Below are 20,425 nucleotides of genomic sequence, written 5' to 3'. Positions count from 1 at the left end.
CCCGCTGGCCTGCGCGGCCGCCGTTGCCTGGGTGGCCAGCTTCGGGTTGCGATCGGCCACCGCCAGCAGATGCGCATCGCCGTTCACGCCTACGCCACCGGCCACCCCGGTATCCAGCGCGGCGCTGACCGTGGCATCGGTGGCGACCAGCTCCTCTTCCTTCGCATCGAGACGGACCGATGCGTGCGCGGCGACCTTCGCATCCACTGCGTCGGTGCCTGCAGCATCCGCCTGCACTGCGGTCGCCAGCGTTGCCTGCACGAGGGCGGCCGACGTCGGCGCGACGGTGACGCCTGCATCCACCGCGGCAGCGATCGCGGCAACCGGGGTCGAAGGCGTAGCGGCTGCGCCGACCGACGCGTTGACCCCAAGCTGCGTGGCAACCGCCGCTGCCGGTGCTGCGACGCTCGGCGTACGCACTACTGCCGCGACGTCCACCTTCGCCGGCAGGACATTCCTCACCACCGGCAGGCTGCTGGCAATGCCCAGCGAAACGCTGGCGTCGACATTGGCCAACGCATTACCCGAAGGATGACCGGCAAGGGCAGCCAGGGCCACCTCGGCATCCACCTTCACCGGCGCCTGCTGGGTGTACTTGGCAGTCAGCGCCTGCAGGTCGCGCAGGGTCTGGTTGTTCTCGGTGGCGGTTGCCGTACCGGCGCACAACGCCAGCGCCAGCGCAACGGCCAGCATCGCCGGCGCCGGCAGCGCGGCACGTTGATCGATGAGCGAGGAGGCGCCGTGGGCGCCGGTGGCCAGTTCAGAGGCCACGACCATGGCGCGCAGCTGCCTGCTCCACACCAAGCGGAAAATACGATTCATGAGTTCAGTCCCCCGTGGACGACGCTTCGTGAGTCAGAGATCTGCCTGCTGGCAGGTGACTCATATTTGAGCGCGTGCAACGAAGGCGGGGCACTTCATTCCGGCAGGGCAAGCGCGCAATCCGGCAAGACCTCGACCAGATTCGGCAGCGCGATGCACCAATTCGGCAACCGGGTCCTGCGCGCGTTGCGCACCGGCATCAGGCAGGCTGCCCGACCATCCCTGGCGCACCCGGTGCGCGCATCAACGTGTCGCGCGGCAGTTCGCCGAACACCTTGCGATAGTTGTCGGCGAAGCGCGAGAGATCCCACAGGCCGCAGCTCAGCGCGATCGCCTTGACCGACCGCCGGCCACCGTCGGCCATCGACAAGCCGCGGCACGCCGCGCACAGCCGCAGCATCGACAGGTAGCGGTTGGGCGAGATCCCGAACAGGTCTTCGAACGCATAGCGCAGGCCACGCTCACTGACGCCCGCCGCGTCACAGATCTCGTTCATGTAGATGTTGCGCCGCAGGTTGAGGCGCATGAAGTTCTCGGCCCGCTGCACGATCAGATAGTGGGTGCGCCGCGCACGGGTGTTCATCGCCTGCTCGCCCGGTCCAGCGGCCAGCAGTGCCTGCACGTGCTCGTGCAGCAGCCGCTCGCTGCCCTCGCCTGCCATCGTTGCCCCATCGGCCCCCACCAGCGCGTCCTGCAGCTGCCGGTAGTGGTTGGCCAGCAGGGAATTCTCGCCGATCGAGAACAGATTCAGCGCCTGGCCCGATGGTGGCATGCTGCGCAGGCTGAGTTCGGACAGTTTGCGTTGCAGCCGCGCCGCCGACACCATCACCAGGGTCAAACGCGTGCCTGCGCCAAGGGCGAATTCGCTGATGCCATCCGGCAACACGGTCAACACCGTGCCCGCGGTCAGTGGCACGCCGTGGCACCAGCTCAATGCCGGATCCGATGCATGCACGTAGCCCAGCAGGGCCCAGTCGGTGGGCAGCATGAAGCGGCCACGTGCCTGGAAGCCGGTGACCGCATGGCAGAACAACGCTTCGTCCTGTACGCGTGCATCCACTGCAGCGCGTGGCCCGTTGCCATCCAGCAGCACCAGCTCCACCTCGCAGACGCGCAGGACGTTGCTCAGCGTGGCCAGGTCCATCGGCCTCAGCCCATCCGTGCTCTCGCTTCCCACACCATCTGCCATGACAGTGACGCCCCCCTTTTGCAATTTCCGTACGACGGCCGGTGCCGGCCACATCCGCGTGACCGCCAACCCCGCCTTGTCATTCATGGGGTGGAGTATGCCCTATTATCTATGGCCGTAAACATTCCTAAACTGCGTGGGCGCCTCCGCATAAACAGTTAAGATGCGGCGTCAATTTTCCGTCGTCCCGAACCGGCCTGGCGCCGTTTATTACGATCCAAACGTAAATGATTACGGGCACGGCCATTGCAGGACGGCGGATTTCGCATTTGTGCCGAATTTGCGTATCGATAGATGTCATCAGCAGGTGAAACTACGGCACAGTAGGAACACGGTGGTTGGCCGGGGGACATCTGGCTACCCAGGGGAAACGTGGTGATGTGATGTACATCCCACTATCTGAGGAAGCGACGGCGCCGCTGGCGGCGGCGCGGTTTTTTATTCCTTGAACATGCCACCTGTATTCACGGCCGCATTAACTCGGCCGCGCCCCCGCATGGCCTTTGATTATCAACCCGGACGCGTCCGGTTAATCGAAAGGAGCCACCATGCAACCGTTGACAGGTACAAGGAGAAAACCGTCATGAATGCATCGATCCGCACGTTCCTGAAAGAAGAAGACGGCGTCACCGCGCTGGAATACGGCCTGTTGGCCGCGATGGTCGCCGGTGTCCTGGTCGCCGTCGCCGGCCCGCAGATCCGCACCTTCTTCACTACCCTTTTCACCACGCTGACCGGTTTCCTGACCACCGCGTCCAACGGCAGTCCGCCGCCCTCCACCTGAGGCCGGTCACAGGACAGTCCCGATCGCTGCAGGCTCCGGCCCGCAGCGCGGGCGGCGGCTTGCCGCACGTTGCATCGTTTCCAGGGAAAGGGAGGCCACATGTTGCTGTTCGCTATGCTGGCAACCACGTTGAGCATGCGCGTTATCGCCAGCGATCTGTACGCACGACGCGTGCCCAACCGCTGGCTCCTGGGCGCACTGCTGCTGGGTACGCTGCTGCTGGCCTGGCAGGCCGTGCAGCAGGGCATCGCCAGCACCGTGCCACACGGCGCCGGACTGCTGTTGGGCCTGTGCAGCCTGCTTCCCTTCTACGCGATGCGCTGGATGGGCGCCGGTGATGTCAAATTCTTCGCCGTGCTCGGCTTCCTGCTCGGCTGGCAGGCCCTGCTGCCGGTCTGGATCGGCGCCAGCCTGATGGCTGGCGCGCATGCGGTCGCGGTGTACAGCTGGCGCAGCCTGCGCCTGCATCTGCCGCCACGGCTGATGCTGCTGCAGCACGACGCCGCCCAGCATCGCGCACTGGCCCCTGTGCTGCATCAGGTGCAACAGGCGCGCGGTGGCCGCGAAGGCATCCCGTATGCCGCCTATCTCGGCCTGACCAGCATCTGCTGGGCTGGCTGGACCCTATGGGGGGCCGCGCCATGAGACGCATCGGACGAACGACGCGCAACGGGCAACGCGGCGTGGTCACCATCGAATATGCCTTCATGCTGATGTTCGGGCTGATTCCACTGCTGCTGCTCACCTATACCGGGGTGATGCTGATGGCGGTGCAACAGACCCTGGCGACCGCCTCTTCCGAAGGCGCGCGTGCCTCGCTGCGCTTTGCCCCGCTGGACCAGCGTCGGGTGGCGGCCTGTGAAGCCGCGCGGCGCTCCATGCAATGGCTGCTGACCTATGCCGCGCAGACGCCGGACTGCAGCAGCGCCAGCAGCGGTCCGATCGTGGTGTCGCCGGCGGCGCCGTGTTCAGGCCTTGCCGATGCGCAGTGCATGCAGGTGTCGGTGAGCTTCGACTACCGCGCCAAACCCTTCCTTCCTGGCACCGGCCGCGTGTACGGCTGGGTGCTGGACCGACCCATCAGCAGTACCGCCGTCGCCCAGCTCGACCTGGGCAGCAACTGAAAGGCGACAGGAGAAGCTCCATGCTCAAGTTCACCCGCATCGCCGCCATCGCCCTGATCGCCCTCGCCGTGCTGCTGGCCCTGGTCGCCTTCGTGGTCGGCCGTCGTGCCAGCACCGTGCAGGCACCCAGCGCCACGCCCGCGCTTGCCGCCAGCGAAACCCCGCAGGGGGTGAGCGTGGTGGAGGCCGGCGGACGGCTTGCCGCCGGCGTGCCGATCGAGCCTGGCCAGGTGCGCATGGCCAGCCGCAGCCAGGCGCCAGCCGGTGCCTACCTGGACGTGGTCAGCGTGGTCGGGCTGGTGCCCACCCAGGACGTACCCGAAGGCACGGTGCTGCAGCAGGGCCTGCTGGCCCAGGGGTTCTCGCTGCAGCTGCGCCCAGGCGAGCGCGCGCTCGCCGTGCCGGTGGATGAGCTGGCCGCGGCCGGCAACCGCATCCTGCCCGGCGACTTCGTCGATGTGTTCCTCAACCTGAAGGGCAGCCAAGGCTACGGCGAACAGGAAACCGCGCAGGCCCGGCTGCTGTTGTCGCGGCTGCGGGTGCTGAGCTTCGGCGCGCACGACCTGCGTCCACTGCAGCCGGCGCCGCAGGGCGAAGCCACGGCCAGTGTCGAAGGCGACCCGCGGGCCGCCGATATCCGCGGTTCGAACGCTTCCGGCAGCCCGTCGTCCAGCGCTGCGCCGGAGCCGCCTGCGCGCAGCGCCGTGCTGGCCGTGCCGGTCGCCGATGCCAACCGCCTGCTGCTTGGCGCACAGCAGGGCAAGCTGTTCCTGGCCCTGCGCAATCCGTCTGATACCGGCATCGCCGATCCCTCGCTGTTCCCCCTGCCCCGGCCCGTACTGGCGGCGGCACGCGGCCTGGAAGGCGATCGCGCCGCCGCGCTGGCACAGCCGGAAAACGATGCCTACGCCGGCCTGGACGGCGATGCGCTGGCCGGCCGCAACAGCGTGCGCGCGGCACCGGCGGTGGCGACCACGGCCCCCGCTGTGCGCCGCAGCAGTGCACCGCGGGCGCCGGCCGGCATTGAAATCATCCGCGGTAGCGGCACCCCCTGAACGAGACGAGACCGACCCATGACGTATCGCTGCACCCCTCGCCTGTTCCGACGCCCGCTGCTGCTGGCCCTGCTGGCCCTTGCGCTGGCCTGCCCGCCCGGCCTGCAGGCGCAGGCCCAGCCGGACTTCGTCCTGCAGACCCGCGAACAACGTCCGTGGACACTGCCGGCCAACCTGGAACGGGTGGCCATCGCCGACCCCGGGGTTGCCGATGTGGTGATGCTGCGCGGCAACCGCCAGGCGCTGCTGGTCGGCAAGGCGCCGGGCACCACCACCCTGCTGCTGTGGCAGCGTGGCCAGTCCGAACCGCAACGCCTGCAGGTGGACGTGCGCAGCGCGGTACAGGGCGGTCTGGCCAGCGACACCGGCACCGCGCTGACGGTGCAGGGCAATGACGCGCTGCTCAGCGGCAGCAGCCCATCGCTGCTGGACCACGCGCAGGCGCGCAAGGCCGCCGAGGCCGCGACCGGCGCCGATGGGCGGGTGGCCGACGTGTCCACGGTCGGCATCGGCGGCGTGGTCCAGGTGGAAGTGAAGGTGGTGGAGTTCAACCGCAGCGTGCTGCGCCAGATCGGCATCAATTTCCAGAACCAGAACGGCGGCTTCTCGTATGGCATCGCGCGCCCGGGTGGCGTGGCCAGCGGCGACGGGGACAGCGGCAGCACCCCGCTGCAGTCGGCGTTCAAGCTGGTGTTCGGCTCCAGCAAGGACCTGTGGAGCGCGGACATCGACCTGCTGCAGAGCAACGGCATGGCGCGCGTGCTGGCAGAACCCACGCTTGTCGCGCTGTCGGGCCAGAGCGCCAGCTTCCTGGCCGGCGGTGAACTGCCCCTGCTGGAACCACAGGGGCTGGGCACCACCACCATCACCTACAAGCCGTTCGGCATCGGCCTGACCGTGTCGCCCACGGTGCTGTCCGCCGACCGCATCGCCTTGAAGGTGGCCCCGGAAGCAAGCGACCTGGACTACAGCAACGCATTGACCCTCAACGGCGTGCAGGTGCCTTCGATCAGCACCCGGCGTGCGGATACCACGGTGGAACTCGGCGATGGCGAAAGCTTCGTGATCGGCGGGCTGGTCAGCAGCACCGTGGCCTCCACCGTCAACAAGCTGCCGCTGCTGGGCGACCTGCCCATCATCGGTTCGTTCTTCCGCAACCTGGACTACAAGCGCCAGGACAAGGAGCTGGTGATCATCGTCACCCCGCGGCTGGTCAAGCCGCTGGCACGCAACACCGAACTGCCGCTGCCGGGCGAGCGTGAAGCACGCGCCAACCTGCCGGTGTGGGGCTCCTGGCTGATCGGCCCGGCCGGACCCGACGCCGTCCCCGGCTTCTCGCGCTGATCCATGGCCGGAACACCCAGCACATGCCCTTCGCCACTGCACGCCACCTGCCTTCGTCGGGATTGCCGATGAACCTGGTCGTGTTCGCCAGTGACCGCGAGCTGCTGTCCCGGCTGGCGGCCAAGTTGCCGCCGCATTGGCCGTTGACCTACCACGACGCCGGATTCCCCGGCGCGGTGCAGCAGCTGCGCGCAGGGGTGCAGACGCTGGTGTTGCTGGACTTCCACGCCGCGCGCGCCGCCGCCTCGGCGGAGCTGGTGCGGCAGATCCGCCAGTTCCGCCCGGAGCTGGCCATGGTCGCGGTCGGCGCCACCGGCGCTGCACAGCTGGAAGGCGTCGTCACTGCGCTGCGCGTCGGTCTGCGCGACATCGTCGACCTGGACGCGGACACCGAAGAAGTCCAGGCGGTGCTGCTGCGCGCCTCCGCGCCGGCCGCCGCATCCGCGCCGGAGCGCGCACGCAAAGCCCCGCTGACGCTGCTGCTGGGTGTGCGGCCCGGCATGGGCACCAGCACGCTGGCCGCGCACCTGTGCGCGTTGGCCCAGCAGCAGCGCGCGCCCGAAAACACGCAGGACGTGCTGCTGCTGGACATGGGGCAGCCGGCAGGCGACGTCGCGCTGTACCTGAACATCGAAAGCCGGTTCCACTACGACGAAGCGCTGCGCAGCGCCAGCCGCATCGATGCCACGCTGGTGCGCACCGCCATGGCCCGCCATCCCGGCGGACTGGTCCTGCTGGACCGCGCCGTGGGCAGTGAATCGCTGCCACCGAGTGATCCCGGCCTGCTGCTCAAGCGCCTGTGCGGCCTGTTCTGCAGCGTGCTGTGCGAACTGGGCGGTACGCCCTTGCGGCAGGTTCCCGGCGTGCTGCTGGAAAGCGCGGATGCGATATGGCTGGTCACCGATGGTGCCATCGCCAGCCTGGTCTCGCTGGACCAGCTGCTGAAGCAACTGCCCGCCGGCGTCCGCGAAGGCGGGCGCCTTGGCCTGATCGTCAACCGCAGCGATGAAGAGGCCGGCATGGGCGCGGCGCAGATCGCCGAACGCTTCGACCTGCCGCTGCTGGCAGCCCTGCCCGAACGCCCGCGACTGCGCGCCAGCGCCAGCCAGGGACGCCTGCTGCTGGACGATGCACCACGCGATCCCTACCTGCGTGCGCTTGTCCCGCTGCTAGCCCGCTTCGACCCGTCCACCCGGCCACCGCAAGCGCAGGGACTGCGCGACCGGCTTGCCAACGCCTTGAGTAGCCTGCGATGGAAGACAAAGTGATGCCCTTCCCGAATGCACCGTTCCGCGAGGTGCCGGTCGAACCGGCCGCGCCGCCGTTCGCCCAGACCGACCAGTACCAGAAGGTGCTGTCGGCCGCGCACGAGCACCTGCTGAACCGGATCGAGGACGAGCGGATCGACATCGACGCATGGGCGCCGGACACGGTCAGCCGCTGGGCCCAGGGCGAAACGGCTGCCTTCGTGCAGGAATGGCGCATCCCGATCAACGAACAGGAAATGCAGGACGTCGCTGCCGGACTGGTCAAGGAACTGACCGGCTTCGGGCCGCTGGACGACCTGCTGCGCGATCCGACCATCGAAGACATCCTGATCAACGGCTACAAGGACGTGCACGTCTCGCAGGGCGGCCGGCTGCAGCGCGCCACCCAGCGCTTCACCGACGACACCCACCTGCTGCGCATCCTGCGTCGCATCATCGCTCCGCTCGGCCGCCGGCTGGACGACTCCAACCCGATGGTGGATGCGCGCCTGCCCAACGGCGGCCGCCTCAACGCGATCATCTCGCCGCTGGCCGTGGACGGCCCGATGGTGTCGATCCGCAAGTTCCGCAAGGATCCCTATACGCCGGACGAGCTGCTGGACATGGGCACCTTCGACAAGCCGATGCAGGCGCTGCTGCAGGCCATGGTGCTGGGCCGCTGCAACATCCTGGTGTCCGGCGGCACCAGTTCGGGCAAGACCTCGCTGTTGAACGCGCTGGCCCACTACATTCCGGAAAACGAGCGCGTGCTGACCGTGGAGGACACTGCGGAACTGTCGCTCAACCATCCGCACGTGGTGCGCCTGGAAAGCCGGCTTGGCGGCGCCGATGGACAAGGCGCGGTGAGCATCCGCGACCTGGTGCGCAACAGCCTGCGGATGCGCCCGGACCGCATCGTGGTCGGCGAAGTGCGTGGCGCCGAAGTGCTGGAAATGCTGCAGGCGATGAACACCGGGCATGACGGCTCCATGGCGACCATCCACGCCAATTCACCGCGCGACTGCCTGTACCGGATCGAGATGCTGGCCGGCTTCGCCGGCTTCCAGGGCAGCGAAGACAGCCTGCGCCGGCAGATCGCCAGTGCGATCGATTTCATCGTGCAGATCTCGCGCCTGGGCAGCGGCCGCCGCGTGCTGATCTCCATCACGGAAATCACCGGCGTCAGCGACAACATGATCTCCACCCAGGAGATGTTCCGCCACGAGGTGCAGATCGACGACGCCGGCCGTGAGACCGATCGCTGGATCGGCCTGGGCTTCCATCCGCATTCGCACAAGCTCGAACCGTTCCGGCAGGCACTGCGTGACTCCTTCGGTCCGGGGGCCTGGTGACGATGGGCATCGTCCTGCTGCTGCTGAGCCTTGCCGCCCTGCTCGGCGCCGGTGCCATGCTGCTGCTGGGCAGCGCGCAGCGACGCGCGCGCGCGCAGGCCACGCTGGGCCATGCAGAACAGCGCCTGCAGCGCAGCGCCGTGTCGATGGCAGCGACGACGGCGGCACCTGCAGCGGCGGCCGCCACACCCGCTGGCGCTGCCAGCGCCGATGGCAAGGCAACGGCAGGCGGCCGCCCCGCCCTGCCCTGGGATGCCGCGCTGCTGCGCGCCGGAATGACGCCCGGCTGGCGTGCGCCGCTACTGGCCCTGGTGCCCGGACTGGCGCTGGCCGGCTTCGCGGCGATGCGGCTGGGCACCGGCTGGGCCTTCCCGCTGACCCTGCTGCTGTATGCACTGGTGGCCTGGCTGCTGCTGCAGCGACGCATCGGCCGGCTGCAGCAGAAACTGATCCGCCAACTGCCGGATTTCCTCGACAACCTGGTGCGCCTCACCGCACTGGGCAACAGCCTGCAGATGTCCTTCCAGACCGCCTCCACCCAGACCGTCGCGCCGCTGCGCGACCTGCTTGATACCACCCTGCGCAATGCACGCGGCGGCATGGACCTGGACCGTGCACTGGCCCAGGCGGCCGCGCCGTGGCGGGTGGAAGCGCTGGAGGTGCTGGCGGTGGTGCTGGGCGTGTGCGTCCGCATCGGTGGCCGCTCCGACCAGGTGCTGCAGCGGCTCAGCGACTTCATGCGCGACCTGGACCAGGCCCAGCAGGAACTGAAGGCGACCACCTCCGAAACGCGGATGTCGGCGTGGGTGCTGGCGCTGCTGCCGCCGATCAGCGCGCTGCTGATGGCACTGGTCAGCCCCGGCTTCTTCGAACCGATGCTGCGCGAGCCGCAAGGCCACAAGATCCTGCTGGCGGCGCTGGGACTGGAGCTGGTCGGCGGCTTCCTGCTGTACCGGCTGGCCAAATCGCTATGACTCGCTTGCCGACCGCTGCAGGAGCACACCGATGAACCCGTCCACCTGGTGGATGCTGGCGCTGGTGCTGCTTGCTGCCGGTATCGCGCTGCTCGGCGTGGCGTACTGGGTGCAGGGCTCGCGCCAGCAGCGCAGCGAAGCGACCCTGCAATCCGCCCTGCAGCCGCGTGAGCCGGCCACGCCGGCCGCGCCGCCGGCCGCGCGCAGCCGATGGGCGTGGCTGGAAGCGATCGGCACGCAGTTCAGCGGCAGCCGCATCGAAGACGCGCTGCTGGCGAGCGAGGACCGCTTGCTGCTGGACCTCGGCGGCTGGAACACCCGCAGCGGCACGGCCATCTACCTGGCGCTGCGCCTGCTGCTGGCGGTATCGGTGCTGCTGCTGGCGCTGGCGCTGGCCCCCACCGAAGGCGTCGCCGGCCTGCTGACCAGCATCGGCGCGCTGGCCGCCGGCCTGCTGCTGCCGAAGGTGGGGCTGGGCGTCTGGGCCGCGCGCCGGCGCAAGCGCGTCAGCAACGAACTGCCGATGCTGATCGACCTGCTGCGCCTGCTGCAGGGCGTGGGCTTCAGCATGGACCAGAGCCTGCAGACGCTGGGCGACAAACTGCGCCCGGCGCTGCCGGTGCTCGGCCAGGAAATCCACGATGCCAACATCAACTACAGCCTCGGCCGCAGCCGCCCGCAGTCGCTGCGCCGGTTGTCCGAAGCCTATGACGACGAAGACCTGCGCAGCCTGATGCAGCTGATCGTGCAGGTGCATGCGCATGGCGGCGCGGTGCAGGAGCCGTTGAAGCAGTTCAGCGTGCGGCTGCGCGAACAGCGCCGGCACACGCTGAAGGAAAAGGTCGGCAAGCTCTCGGTGAAGATGACCGTGGTGATGATGGTGACCCTGCTGCCGGCGTTGATGCTGGTGCTTTCCGGCCCGGCGCTGATGGCGCTGGCCTCTACCCTTACCCGGATGTGATGCCATGCTGCGGCCGTTGATCCTTGTCTCCTGTTTCGCCCTCGCCGCCTGCGCGCAGAGCGTCGGCGGTTATCGCCAGGCAGCGCCCAGCCTGGCCGAACCCGGCGCCGATGCGGTGGACACCCGTGGCACCTACCTGGACCTGATCAGGCGGATGCAGAAACAGGGCGCCTACTACGCCTCGCTGGCGCACATCGAAGCCTTCCGCCAGCGCCATGGCGACAGCCCGGCATTGCGCCTGCTGCAGGCCGATGCGTTGCGCCACACCGGCCAGCTGGATGCCGCCGGCACGCTCTACGACGGCTTGACCCGCGGCGAGCAGGCTGCGGCGGCGTGGCATGGCCTGGGCCTGATCGCCGCCCAGCGCGACCAGGATGCCGTGGCCGAGGCCGCGCTCGCCCGTGCTGCCCAGCTGACCCCGCTGGACACTGCCGTGCTGGGCGACCTCGGCTATGCGCGGTTGCGTGCCGGTCAGTTGGAACAGGCCCGCGCCCCGCTCGCACAGGCACTGGAACTGGCCCCGGACGATGCGCGCGCGGTGGCCAACCTGGCGGTGTGGGCGCTGCTGCGCAATGACACTGCAACGGCCGAGCGCCTGATGCAGCAGGGCAAGGTCAGCGACACCACCCGCGCCGAGGTCCAGCGCCAGGCCATCGCACTGCGCCAGCGCCGACCGGCCATCGCGACCGCGGCCGCTCCGGCCGCACAGACCACAACCGCCATCGCAGCGGCCGCCGCACGTGCCGACAGCCTGCCGCGTCGCGTTCCCGCTGATCCACGCGCGGTCTCGGCCGTTGCGCTGGGCAGTGCCGAGCGCGGCGATGCAACCCTGCCGGCGACCATGCTGGAACGCTTCGGCCATCCCACCCCTGCCACGGAGAGCACCCGATGACCCGTTCCCTGATCCTCGCGCACGGGCTGGCCGTGACCCTGCTGCTGGCTACCGGCGTCGCCCCTGCACAGCAGGTGCCGGTCACCGGTCACATGCTCGGCCGCACCGTGCCAGCGCCGGCCGACGCCCCCCCTGCAGCGCCCGCACCTGCGCCGACCGAGGCCCTGCCGCAACACGGACCGCAGCATGCCGCACCGCCGCCGCCGCGCTACGCCGATGCGCCCGTCGCGCCGGTGGTGCAGCGCGCCGCGCGGCCCGAACCCGGCGATGCCACCCGCTACCTGCTGCACCTGCAGGCATCCGGCGCGCGGGGCGGGCGCAGCCTGCCGGTGCTGGGCGACCAGGCCCACGCCAGCTACGCCCGCTACCTGAAGAGCTTCGAACACGAGATCCCCGAATACTTCGAAAACACGGTCAGCCAGAGCACCCCGGGCGGGAGCAACTGAGCATGCAGCGTGCGCGTACGCCCGGCTTCCCGCACCCGCAACGCGGCGCCATGTCGGTGACGATGCTGCTGGTGATGATCGGCCTGGTAGCGATGCTGGGCCTGGTGGAAATCGGCTACCTGTACTGGGCAAAGCGCGACGCGCAGAAGGTCGCCGACCTGTCGGCGATCGCCGGTGCGCAACGACTGGACCTGTGCAACGCCAGCTTCAGCGACAACAGTGCGGCACGCAACAACGCCGAACGCCAGAACCGCTTCGTCGGCGTCCTGGCCATCCAGTGCGGCAGCTGGAACACCACCCATCCGGCCGCCGACCATTTCGTGGCCGGCGTCTCGGCCAGCCATCCGCTCAACGCGGTCAAGGTCACCGCCAGTCGCAGCGTGCTGCCGCTGTTCGGGCAGAACGCATCACTGCCGCAGATCAGCGCACAGGCCGTGGCCAAGCGCAGCGCCCCCACCGCGGTATTCAGCGTTGGCTCGCAATTGCTGCGGATCAATGGCAACACCCCGCTGGGCAGCACCCTGAAACTGGTCGGCGTGGACCTGGACCAGACCACCCTGCTCGGCTATGACGGCCTGGCCCAGGCACGCGTCACCCCCGGCGGCCTGCTGCAGGCGCTGGGCATCCCGGTGGATGCCAACATCAGCATCGGCGACTTCAACGCACTGCTGGCCGCGCACAAGGTGTCACTTGGACGGCTGGTCGATGCCACCGCCAGCGTCCTTGCACGCAGCGGCGTCGCCGCGGCCGACCTCACCCTGCTGCGCAATGCGCTCGGCACACGGCTCGACCTGGACGCACTGACCGTGCAGCTGGGCAGCGATGCCAACGGCAGCGGCCTGTTCGCGAAGATCGTGGCGCCCGATGGCAGCGCCTCCAGTGCGCTGCAGGCCAATGTAAGCGCGCTGGACCTGCTGACCACCGGCATCACCATCGCCAGCGACGGTCGTGGTGTTTCGATCAACCAGTTGAACCTGCTCGGCGAGGCGGTCAGCGTGCGCACCGGCGTGGTGGAACCGCCGTCGATCGGCATCGGCGGGGTGGGCGCGACGGCCTACAACGCCCAGGTACGCGTGGTGGCCGACGTGGACACCAACGGCATCCGGATCCTCGGCCTGGGGTTGGGCCAGCTGCTGGGAAACCTCGGCATCCGGGTCAAGCTGCCGGTGCATGCCGATGTGACCAACGCGATGGGCACGCTGGTGTCGTTGCAGTGCACCACCGAACGGCCCACCGCGACCATCCGCGTGGATGCGTCGGTACTGCGCAGCTGCGTCGGCAAGGTGGCCGAGGCCGAGCGGTTTTCCACCCGCAACGTATGCGGTACCACCCTGCAGAACGAGCAGATGATCACCCTGCTGGGCGCGGCGGTGGTCAATGACAAGCTGAGCCTGGATGCACTGCAGGCGAGCGAGCAGGTCACCCTGGCGGCCGGCGAGACCGCCTCCACCCGGATCAACCCGCTGCTGATCGGCGATACCGTCAGCCATATCGTCGAAGAGCTGCTGCGCGTGCTGTCCAACCTGCTCAGTCCTGCCAGCAACGGCATGAGCACCAGCCAGGCCGCCGACAACCTGGCCGACCAGTTGCTGAAGGCGGCAAATCCCGGAACCAGCCGCTACAACGCAACCACGACCGTTGCGTTCCTGCGCCGTACCGAGCCGCACAACGGCATCCAGCCGTTCAAGGAGTGGCAGCTCACCAATGGCGTGCCGCACGCCTGCCCACTGCTTCTGGGCACCTGTTTCAAGACCGGACCGGTCTGGGATGGCTTCAAGGCCACCGTGACCGGCGAAGGACTTGGCCTCGTTGACGGCCTGCTGGGTTCACTGGCCGGTGGCCTGCTGATCAACCGCTGCGACAGCCTGCTCACCAACTTGGGGGGTGACGCTGCCTACAACAGCTGCGTGCAGAAGAACCTGTCGTCCTACCTGCAGACCGCGCCGGAAGGCGTGCTCGATGCCTACCTCGGCAGCGGTGTCACCGCACCGGGCAACCAGGTCAGCTGCCGCGGCCTGCTGTGCATCCTGCTCAAGCCCGTGCTGGATGTGCTCAAGCCGGTGCTCAACGGCATCGGCACCCTGCTCACCACCACCCTGGCCAACGTGCTCGGGCTTGAGCTGGGCCGCACCGACGTGCACGTGCAGTCGATCCAGTGCAACAGCGCGCAGCTGGTCTACTGAATGCGACACAGGTGCCATTGGCGGCGGATTTTCGCGTGCTAGACTGCCGATGGGGAACCATCAACATCAACACTAATCCACTCGTGGGTGGCCAATACATGCGACATGACTCAGGGACGGCAGCGCCCATCCGACGCACGCGCGTCGTGGCGGCTGCACTGGCGATGATCCTTTCGGTGCCGGCCGCGCATGCGGCGCGCGCGGAGCGCACGCCGGTGCCGGATACCGAACGTACCGCGCCGGTAGCGCGCAATTCGGTGGACGAACTGCGCCAGCTCATGGACGCCAAGCAGCTGACCGAGCTGCGCACCACCTACAACGGCAACTACGGTGCCAGCCTGCTGTTCAATCCCAGCACGCTGAACTACTACGTTGCGCTGTTCCAGGAAAAGAATTTCTGGCGCGTGATCAAGACCGATTCGGTCGAAAATGCCGAGCACGTCTACCGCACGTTCGTGCAGCAGACCGAGCAGCTGGCACAGGTCAACATCGACACCATCCGCCTGGATGCCGGCAAGCGCTACACCGAACGCCTGGTCAGCTTCAACGAAGAGCGCCTGCGCACCCTGCAGGCGCAGGTGGAACAGGAACGCGCGCAGTCGCTGCAGGTCAGCACCGCCCTGCAGCAGGCACAGCAGCAGGCGGTCAGCCTGAGCACCGAACTGCAGAGCAGCAACAGCCAGCTCGGTACGCTGCAGCAGCGCATCCAGCAGCTGCAACTGCAGCAGGGCAATCCGGAAACCACGCTGCCCACGCCGAGCCAGCCGCCGTCGCCCACCCCGCCGGCCGACTGATCCAGTGCAGGTATACCTCCGATGGCGCCGCAAGGCGCCATCGGCGTTCAGGGCCGGCCTGCCGGGACGTCGCAACCGGGGGCGCCGTGGTCTTGCACCCGGCCACCTTCGAGGGCTTGGCACCAAGCGTCGCGCAGGCGCCTGCGTTGCTGTGGCGAGGCATACAGATAGGCGTTGAGCGCATCCAGGAAGCAAGCCTGACCTTTTGCGTCAAGCTCGGCGAACCGGGCCAGCATCAGCATGATACGGGCAGGTGGGAGGGGCAACACATCGGCACCGGTGGATCCGCGACATTGCATGCCACGATAGAGGCATGGCCATGCGCCGCGAATCGGACCCGGCCCAAACCCTACCCCGCATCGGCCGCCTTGGCGCGCGCCTGCTGCGAGGCATTCACCAGGCCATGAGCGATGGCGTACTGGAATACATCGGCGTCGGTCGCCAGCCCGAGCTTGCGCATCGCCGCCACCTTCTGCGTGCTGATGGTCTTGCGCGAGCGTCCGATGCGGGTGGCGATCTCGATCACCGAAAGCCCTTCGGCATACATGCGCAGCACTTCTTTCTCGCGCTTGGACAAGCGCTGCTGATCGTCGTCGGTGCCGACATCGGGTGCCAGCCTGGCCCGCACCTGTGGCGACAGATAGGCCTCCTGCGCCCACGCCATGCGCAGCGCAGGCAGCACTTCATCGATCGGGTCGCTCTTGCTGACGATGCATTCCACGCCCGCCGCCAGAATGTTGTTCAGCACCAGCGGACTCTCCATGCCGGTCAGCACCACCAGGCGGGTCTGCGGGAACCGGCGTTGCAGGAACCGCAACATGGCGATGCCGTCGCCGTACTGCCCGTGCGGCATTGAAAAATCAGTGACCACCACATCCACTTCCTGTCCGCTGACCAGCGCGACCAGGGCGGTGGAGTCCTTGACCATGCCCACCACGTCAAGGTCGGCCTCGGACCGGAGAAGATGGGCGATTCCGGCCAGCAGGACGGGGTGATCATCGGCGATCGCTATGCGAATTGACACGTCGTCAGCCCATGTGGAGGGGGTATGCCGGGAACTATATGCCACCTTCAATCAAAGCTGTCATATAGTTGCGCCGCGCCCTCCAACTACCGGGGCTGACAACGAAAGCCGGAGTCCAGAATGGCCGATAATTCCATCCACGTCGTCGTGGCAGACGATCATCCGCTGATCCGGGTGGCCGTGGAGTCCGCACTCGATACGGTACCGGCCCTGGTCCATGTGGGATCCGCCGCCGATTCAACCGAGCTGATCACGCTGCTCGACGCGCATCCCTGCGACGTCCTGGTGACCGATTTCGCCATGCCTGGTGGCGCGCATGGCGACGGCCTGCCGCTGCTGCAGATGCTGCGCGAGCGATATCCGGAACTGCAGATCGTGGTGTTCACCGGCCTGGACCAGGCCGCGATCGTGCAAGCGCTGTTTGAAGCAGGAATCAGCCATATCCTGAGCAAGGCCGACGATGTAAGTCATATTGCCGCTGCCGTGATGGCCGCGCATGTCGGGCGCCGCTATCTCTCTCCCAGCATCGCCCCGCTGCTGCCGTCGCGCGGTACCCAGCGCCCTACCCTCGCCCTGTCCCCGCGCGAACGTGAAGTACTGACCTTGTTCGTCGCAGGCTGGAGCGTCAACGCGATTGCCGAAAAACTCGACCGTCGCAAGCAGACTGTCAGCACGCAGAAGGTCAACGGGATGGCCAAGCTGGGCATCGAACGCGATGCGGACCTGTTCAAATACGCCGTGGAACTGGGCCTGTCGGCGACGGCCCCCTGACCGCGCACCGCAGCAGGACCGTTCAATCCACGTCCAGCTGCGCCGCCTGCTGGTCCACCAGCGCCTGCAGCGCTTCGATCGCCGCATCCAGCATCGCCGCGTCGGCCGTTCCGCCGTCGCGCAACTGTGCTTCCAGTGCGCTGAATCGCTCGCCGAGTGCCTGCTGCCCCAGCATCATGAGCACGCCCTTCAGCGCATGCACCCGGTCCAGCAGCGCCGGCCCGTCCTGATCGTCGCGCGCGCGCGTGATGCGCTGGAGGTCGTCAGCGGAACTGGTGACGAACGTGCGGCGCAGGTGCTCGGGAAGCGCCATCGCTGCGCCTGGTGCAGGGTCGTCGGCGGACGCCGCAGGCACTGCAGCGACGCTGACAGCGTCCGGCAGCGCACCGAGATGCTGCTGCATCACGCGCGCCAGTGTTTCCAGGTTGAGCGGCTTGAGCAGCAGGTCGGTTATGCCAGCCTGGCGGCAGCGTTCGCGTTCGCTGGCTAATGCCGTGGCCGTGATTGCCAGGATCGGCACGGACGCGCCGCGTTCGCGCAGCGCACGTGCCAGCGCGTACCCATCCATCACCGGCATGTTGATGTCGGTCAGCACCGCCAGGTGGTCGTGCTGCCGCCACGCCAGCACGCCTTCCCGCCCGTCCTCGGCGGTGTCCACGGAGAACGCCAGCGCTTCCAGCTGCTGCTGGATCAATTCACGGTTGATGGGATTGTCTTCGACCAGCAGCACCCGGCCACGAGGGATGGCAGGTGACGCCGACGGCGTGGGCCCGGTGGCCGGAAGATCGCCATGCAATGCGCCTAGCGCGCGCAGCAGGGTCTGGCCTGCATAGCAGCTGACATGCACCCCATCGGGCATCTCCTGCGGCGAAAGCGGTCCATTGGCGTAGGCACGCACCACGTGCCGGTGCTGCGCGACCAGCGCCGCTTCATCCTCGGCGCTCCATGCGCGTCGCTCGCCGAACAGCAGCAGGGTGGCGTTCTGGGCGGCGACAGGCTCCAGCGGCGGCTGCTCCAGCACCGTCACGTCCGCTCCCGCACGCTGCAGCAGCCCGCCGATTTCCAGCCGCCACTCCGCCGCGGCCGACAGCAGCGTGATGTGCTGCCCGGCCAATGCAGCGACGGCGGCAGCGGGCGCATGGCCACGTTGTACCGGTACATCCAGGGTGAACACGCTGCCCACGCCCAGCGTGCTTTCCGCGCCGATGCTGCCACCCAGCAACCGCGCCAGTTGCTGGCACAGCGCCAAGCCGAGCCCACTGCCGCCGTAGCGTCGCGAAATGCTGGCGTCGGCCTGCTGGAAGGGCTGGAACAACTGCGCCAGCTGGTCTTCGGCCAGGCCGATGCCGGAGTCCACCACCTGCAGCCGCAGCAGCGGATCCGCTGCGGTCGGGCGCTCCAGCAGCGCGGCCCTGACCACGATCCTGCCTGATTCGGTGAACTTCACTGCATTGCCCAGCAGGTTGTTGAGCACCTGGCGGATGCGCTGCACATCGGCGACGAACACGCTGTCCAGGGCCGGATCCAGTGCGTAGTACAGCTTTACGCCCTTGCGCTGGGCCTGCGCCGAGAACAGCAGCGCCGCCTGTTCGATCAACGACCGCGGCTCGAACGCCACCGGGTCGATGTCCAGCTGCCCTGCTTCGATCTTGGAAAAATCCAGCACGTCACTGATGATGCCGAGCAGCGCATCGGCCGATAGCCGGATGCGCTCCACGCGCTCCTGCTGCGCCGCTTGCATCGGAGAGCGCGCGAGCAGTTCCAGATGGCCCAGCACGCCGTTGAGCGGCGTGCGTATTTCGTGGCTCATCGTGGCAACGAACGCGGATTTGGCCTGCGATGCCGACTCGGCGGCAGCGCGCGCGCGTTCGGCATCGCTGCGCGCATCGCGCAGGGTGCGTTCCAGCTCGGCCTGCGCGGTGACGTCACGCAGGGCACAAACCCAGACCGGCCGGTCGCGGAACGACGCCGGGGCCATCGCCACCTGCAGTTCAAGCGCATGCCGGGCAGCGCCCACGGCATTCCACTGGAACTCCAGCGCAGCACCCGCACCGGCACCGGCTGCGGTACGCGCATGCGTGGCCAACAGCGTGTAGAGCGCATCGCCGTCGGCGGCCACCAGTGCGGCCATCTGCCGGGCCGGTTCGTTTTCGACCAGCGGCTCACCGCTGGACGGATCGATCAGCACCAGTCCCACCGGCGAAGTATCGATGATCACCCTGCTCAGCGCTTCGCTTTCATACACCCGCGCAGCGTCCGCCAGGGCGGGCGTGAACACGCGCCGGTGCAGCCGCAGCAGCAGCAGCCACAACGCCAGCAGGATGACCGCCGAGGCCAGCGCCTGGGCCAGCATCCGCCCCCCTTTTTCATGCCAGAGATCCCCCCAGCCATAGAAGTGCAGGACGGTCCAATCCACCCCGCGTACCGGCCCATGCACGATGAACTCGCCGCCCCTGTGCAAGCGCCCGTCGCCGCCGCCACTGCCGGCAATGCGCCCCGCCAGCGCGGGACTGACATCGCGTGGCATCCCGGCACTGCGCAGCACCGTACGTCCGTCACGGGTGACCACGGCGTAAGCACCGGATACGCGCTCGTCCAGCCGCGCCTTGATGGTCTGGACCGGCTCGAAAACGATGCGCCGGAAGGCGGGTTCACGCCCCTGCAGCAAGGTCTGCACGCCGACCAGTGACGGCTGCCCGGTGATTGGATTGGTATCAAAGCGCGAAATCAACCGGCCACTGGCCGCCGCACTTTCCACCGGCCCCGCCAACGGTCGCATCGCGCGGGCCCTTTCTTCATTGACCAGCAACCGGGTGAAGGCTTCTTCGCGGCTACCGACCCGCAACGCGCGCAGCAGCTGGGCCTCGTCAGCCACCCCGGCCACCGCCAGCAGGCGTCCCTGCGGTTCGTAGAGGTACATCGTGACCGGTCCCGATGCACGCAGCGCGGTGACCGTGGATGCGGTATAGGCCGAGTACTCGACCATGATGCCCAGATAGGCGTCCAGCTGTGGTCGAGGCAGTGGATTGTCCTTCGCGCCCAGTACCAGCCACGGTACCGCGGTGCGTCCCTCCGCCCGCACCACCAGTTGGCTGCCAGCGGCCAGGAAGCGGTCCGCCAGCGGCCGCCCCTGCGCCTGCAACGCGGCCTGTTGCCCGGCCCACATGGCCTCGCTGCCGTTGATGTTGGCCGCGTAGGCGCGGTCGCGCTGGAACAGGAAATAGTCCACCGATGCGCGCGCTTCGGCAAACCTCCGCTGCTGCGCAGCATGGAATGCATCGATGTCAGACAGCACCGCCACCAGCAGGGTCGCCAGGATCAACAGGCTGACGAGCCCGCCGCCGCCCAGCAACAGCCTGCGCTGGTGGCGGCGCAGCGACGACAACAGGGAGCGTCCCTGCTCGGCGGATGCAACACTGGTTGGCAACGTATCCAAGCCGGTTTCCTTTGCGCGACTGCGCGG

18 protein-coding genes are annotated in these 20,425 nt (G+C 68.1%); 14 read left to right on the top strand and 4 right to left on the bottom strand.

What is annotated here, in order from left to right; translation table 11 throughout:
* Together ABB28_RS10905 and ABB28_RS10900 are read right to left on the bottom strand one after the other, a co-directional pair.
* The coding region (locus tag ABB28_RS10905) for an ESPR domain-containing protein (protein ID WP_211260387.1) at positions 1-822 on the bottom strand (822 nt) is incomplete at its 3' end.
* Positions 823-1,021: 199 nt separating this feature from the next.
* Positions 1,022-2,011 carry a helix-turn-helix domain-containing protein gene (locus ABB28_RS10900; protein ID WP_057508654.1) on the bottom strand — a complete coding sequence of 330 codons (990 nt, stop codon included), beginning with the start codon at positions 2,009-2,011 and terminating at the stop codon, positions 1,022-1,024.
* Between the two features lie 583 nt (positions 2,012-2,594).
* On the opposite strand from ABB28_RS10900, the gene ABB28_RS10895 reads away from it, so the two are divergent.
* From ABB28_RS10895 to ABB28_RS10835, 13 genes are all read left to right on the top strand, one after another.
* Entirely contained in the window at positions 2,595-2,795 is a 201-nt protein-coding gene (locus ABB28_RS10895; protein WP_057508653.1) for a Flp family type IVb pilin, read from the top strand.
* A gap of 99 nt (positions 2,796-2,894) precedes the next feature.
* Positions 2,895-3,440, top strand: coding sequence for an A24 family peptidase (locus ABB28_RS10890; RefSeq protein ID WP_057508652.1), 546 nt, complete (start codon positions 2,895-2,897; stop codon positions 3,438-3,440).
* Entirely contained in the window at positions 3,437-3,919 is a 483-nt protein-coding gene (locus tag ABB28_RS10885; protein WP_152983458.1) for a TadE/TadG family type IV pilus assembly protein, read from the top strand. Before ABB28_RS10890 ends, ABB28_RS10885 begins: the two co-directional genes overlap by 4 nt.
* Before the next feature lie 20 nt (positions 3,920-3,939).
* Positions 3,940-4,974 (top strand): Flp pilus assembly protein CpaB, encoded by a 1,035-nt coding sequence (gene cpaB / locus ABB28_RS10880; protein ID WP_057508650.1) that lies wholly within the window; start codon positions 3,940-3,942, stop codon positions 4,972-4,974.
* An 18-nt stretch (positions 4,975-4,992) separates the two neighbouring features.
* Complete coding sequence (locus ABB28_RS10875) at positions 4,993-6,318, top strand: type II and III secretion system protein family protein (protein WP_057508649.1); 1,326 nt, start codon at positions 4,993-4,995, stop codon at positions 6,316-6,318.
* Positions 6,319-6,341: 23 nt separating this feature from the next.
* On the top strand, positions 6,342-7,586 hold the full coding sequence (locus tag ABB28_RS10870; protein ID WP_057508648.1) for a P-loop NTPase family protein: 1,245 nt from the start codon (positions 6,342-6,344) through the stop codon (positions 7,584-7,586).
* On the top strand, positions 7,571-8,917 hold the full coding sequence (locus ABB28_RS10865) for a TadA family conjugal transfer-associated ATPase (RefSeq protein WP_057508647.1): 1,347 nt from the start codon (positions 7,571-7,573) through the stop codon (positions 8,915-8,917). Before ABB28_RS10870 ends, ABB28_RS10865 begins: the two co-directional genes overlap by 16 nt.
* 2 nt (positions 8,918-8,919) lie before the next feature.
* The gene (locus ABB28_RS10860; protein WP_057508646.1) at positions 8,920-9,891 is read left to right on the top strand and encodes a type II secretion system F family protein; all 972 of its coding nucleotides are present in this window, start codon (positions 8,920-8,922) and stop codon (positions 9,889-9,891) included.
* Between the two features lie 31 nt (positions 9,892-9,922).
* Positions 9,923-10,852 carry a type II secretion system F family protein gene (locus ABB28_RS10855; protein ID WP_057508645.1) on the top strand — a complete coding sequence of 310 codons (930 nt, stop codon included), beginning with the start codon at positions 9,923-9,925 and terminating at the stop codon, positions 10,850-10,852.
* 4 nt (positions 10,853-10,856) lie between these two features.
* A complete protein-coding gene (locus ABB28_RS10850; protein ID WP_057508644.1) occupies positions 10,857-11,744 on the top strand; it encodes a tetratricopeptide repeat protein in 888 nt (295 codons plus the stop codon).
* Entirely contained in the window at positions 11,741-12,190 is a 450-nt protein-coding gene (locus tag ABB28_RS10845) for a DUF3613 domain-containing protein (protein ID WP_057508643.1), read from the top strand. Before ABB28_RS10850 ends, ABB28_RS10845 begins: the two co-directional genes overlap by 4 nt.
* Before the next feature lie 2 nt (positions 12,191-12,192).
* The gene (locus ABB28_RS10840) at positions 12,193-14,373 is read left to right on the top strand and encodes a TadG family pilus assembly protein (protein WP_057508642.1); all 2,181 of its coding nucleotides are present in this window, start codon (positions 12,193-12,195) and stop codon (positions 14,371-14,373) included.
* Between the two features lie 98 nt (positions 14,374-14,471).
* Positions 14,472-15,167, top strand: coding sequence for a DUF2968 domain-containing protein (locus ABB28_RS10835; RefSeq protein WP_057508641.1), 696 nt, complete (start codon positions 14,472-14,474; stop codon positions 15,165-15,167).
* A gap of 349 nt (positions 15,168-15,516) precedes the next feature.
* On the opposite strand, the gene ABB28_RS10830 is transcribed toward ABB28_RS10835, so the two are convergent.
* Complete coding sequence (locus tag ABB28_RS10830; RefSeq protein WP_057508640.1) at positions 15,517-16,191, bottom strand: response regulator; 675 nt, start codon at positions 16,189-16,191, stop codon at positions 15,517-15,519.
* 120 nt (positions 16,192-16,311) lie between these two features.
* Here ABB28_RS10830 and ABB28_RS10825 point away from each other — a divergent pair, with 120 nt between their 5' ends.
* Positions 16,312-16,962, top strand: a complete 651-nt coding sequence (locus ABB28_RS10825; RefSeq protein WP_057508639.1) for a response regulator — start codon at positions 16,312-16,314, stop codon at positions 16,960-16,962.
* 22 nt (positions 16,963-16,984) lie between these two features.
* Here ABB28_RS10825 and ABB28_RS10820 read toward each other — a convergent pair whose 3' ends face one another.
* Complete coding sequence (locus tag ABB28_RS10820; protein ID WP_083492002.1) at positions 16,985-20,398, bottom strand: hybrid sensor histidine kinase/response regulator; 3,414 nt, start codon at positions 20,396-20,398, stop codon at positions 16,985-16,987.
* Positions 20,399-20,425: the final 27 nt, after the last annotated feature.

It is taken from the genome of Stenotrophomonas chelatiphaga (genome assembly GCF_001431535.1).
Taxonomy (GTDB): domain Bacteria; phylum Pseudomonadota; class Gammaproteobacteria; order Xanthomonadales; family Xanthomonadaceae; genus Stenotrophomonas; species Stenotrophomonas chelatiphaga.
Note: the sequence above shows the minus strand (reverse complement) of the source record. Positions and strands in the feature narration are given on the sequence as shown.

Excerpts from the sequence above, each read along its gene's own strand:
- ABB28_RS10870 (WP_057508648.1), top strand. The coding sequence starts at position 6,342 with ATGCCCTTCGCCACTGCACGCCACCTGCCTTCGTCGGGATTGCCGATG.
- ABB28_RS10855 (WP_057508645.1), top strand. The coding sequence starts at position 9,923 with ATGAACCCGTCCACCTGGTGGATGCTGGCGCTGGTGCTGCTTGCTGCC.
- cpaB (WP_057508650.1), top strand. The coding sequence starts at position 3,940 with ATGCTCAAGTTCACCCGCATCGCCGCCATCGCCCTGATCGCCCTCGCC.
- ABB28_RS10900 (WP_057508654.1), bottom strand. The coding sequence starts at position 2,011 with ATGGCAGATGGTGTGGGAAGCGAGAGCACGGATGGGCTGAGGCCGATG.
- ABB28_RS10895 (WP_057508653.1), top strand. The coding sequence starts at position 2,595 with ATGAATGCATCGATCCGCACGTTCCTGAAAGAAGAAGACGGCGTCACC.
- ABB28_RS10850 (WP_057508644.1), top strand. The coding sequence starts at position 10,857 with ATGCTGCGGCCGTTGATCCTTGTCTCCTGTTTCGCCCTCGCCGCCTGC.
- ABB28_RS10825 (WP_057508639.1), top strand. The coding sequence starts at position 16,312 with ATGGCCGATAATTCCATCCACGTCGTCGTGGCAGACGATCATCCGCTG.
- ABB28_RS10860 (WP_057508646.1), top strand. The coding sequence starts at position 8,920 with ATGGGCATCGTCCTGCTGCTGCTGAGCCTTGCCGCCCTGCTCGGCGCC.
- ABB28_RS10840 (WP_057508642.1), top strand. The coding sequence starts at position 12,193 with ATGCAGCGTGCGCGTACGCCCGGCTTCCCGCACCCGCAACGCGGCGCC.
- ABB28_RS10835 (WP_057508641.1), top strand. The coding sequence starts at position 14,472 with ATGCGACATGACTCAGGGACGGCAGCGCCCATCCGACGCACGCGCGTC.
- ABB28_RS10875 (WP_057508649.1), top strand. The coding sequence starts at position 4,993 with ATGACGTATCGCTGCACCCCTCGCCTGTTCCGACGCCCGCTGCTGCTG.
- ABB28_RS10845 (WP_057508643.1), top strand. The coding sequence starts at position 11,741 with ATGACCCGTTCCCTGATCCTCGCGCACGGGCTGGCCGTGACCCTGCTG.
- ABB28_RS10890 (WP_057508652.1), top strand. The coding sequence starts at position 2,895 with ATGTTGCTGTTCGCTATGCTGGCAACCACGTTGAGCATGCGCGTTATC.
- ABB28_RS10865 (WP_057508647.1), top strand. The coding sequence starts at position 7,571 with ATGGAAGACAAAGTGATGCCCTTCCCGAATGCACCGTTCCGCGAGGTG.
- ABB28_RS10885 (WP_152983458.1), top strand. The coding sequence starts at position 3,437 with ATGAGACGCATCGGACGAACGACGCGCAACGGGCAACGCGGCGTGGTC.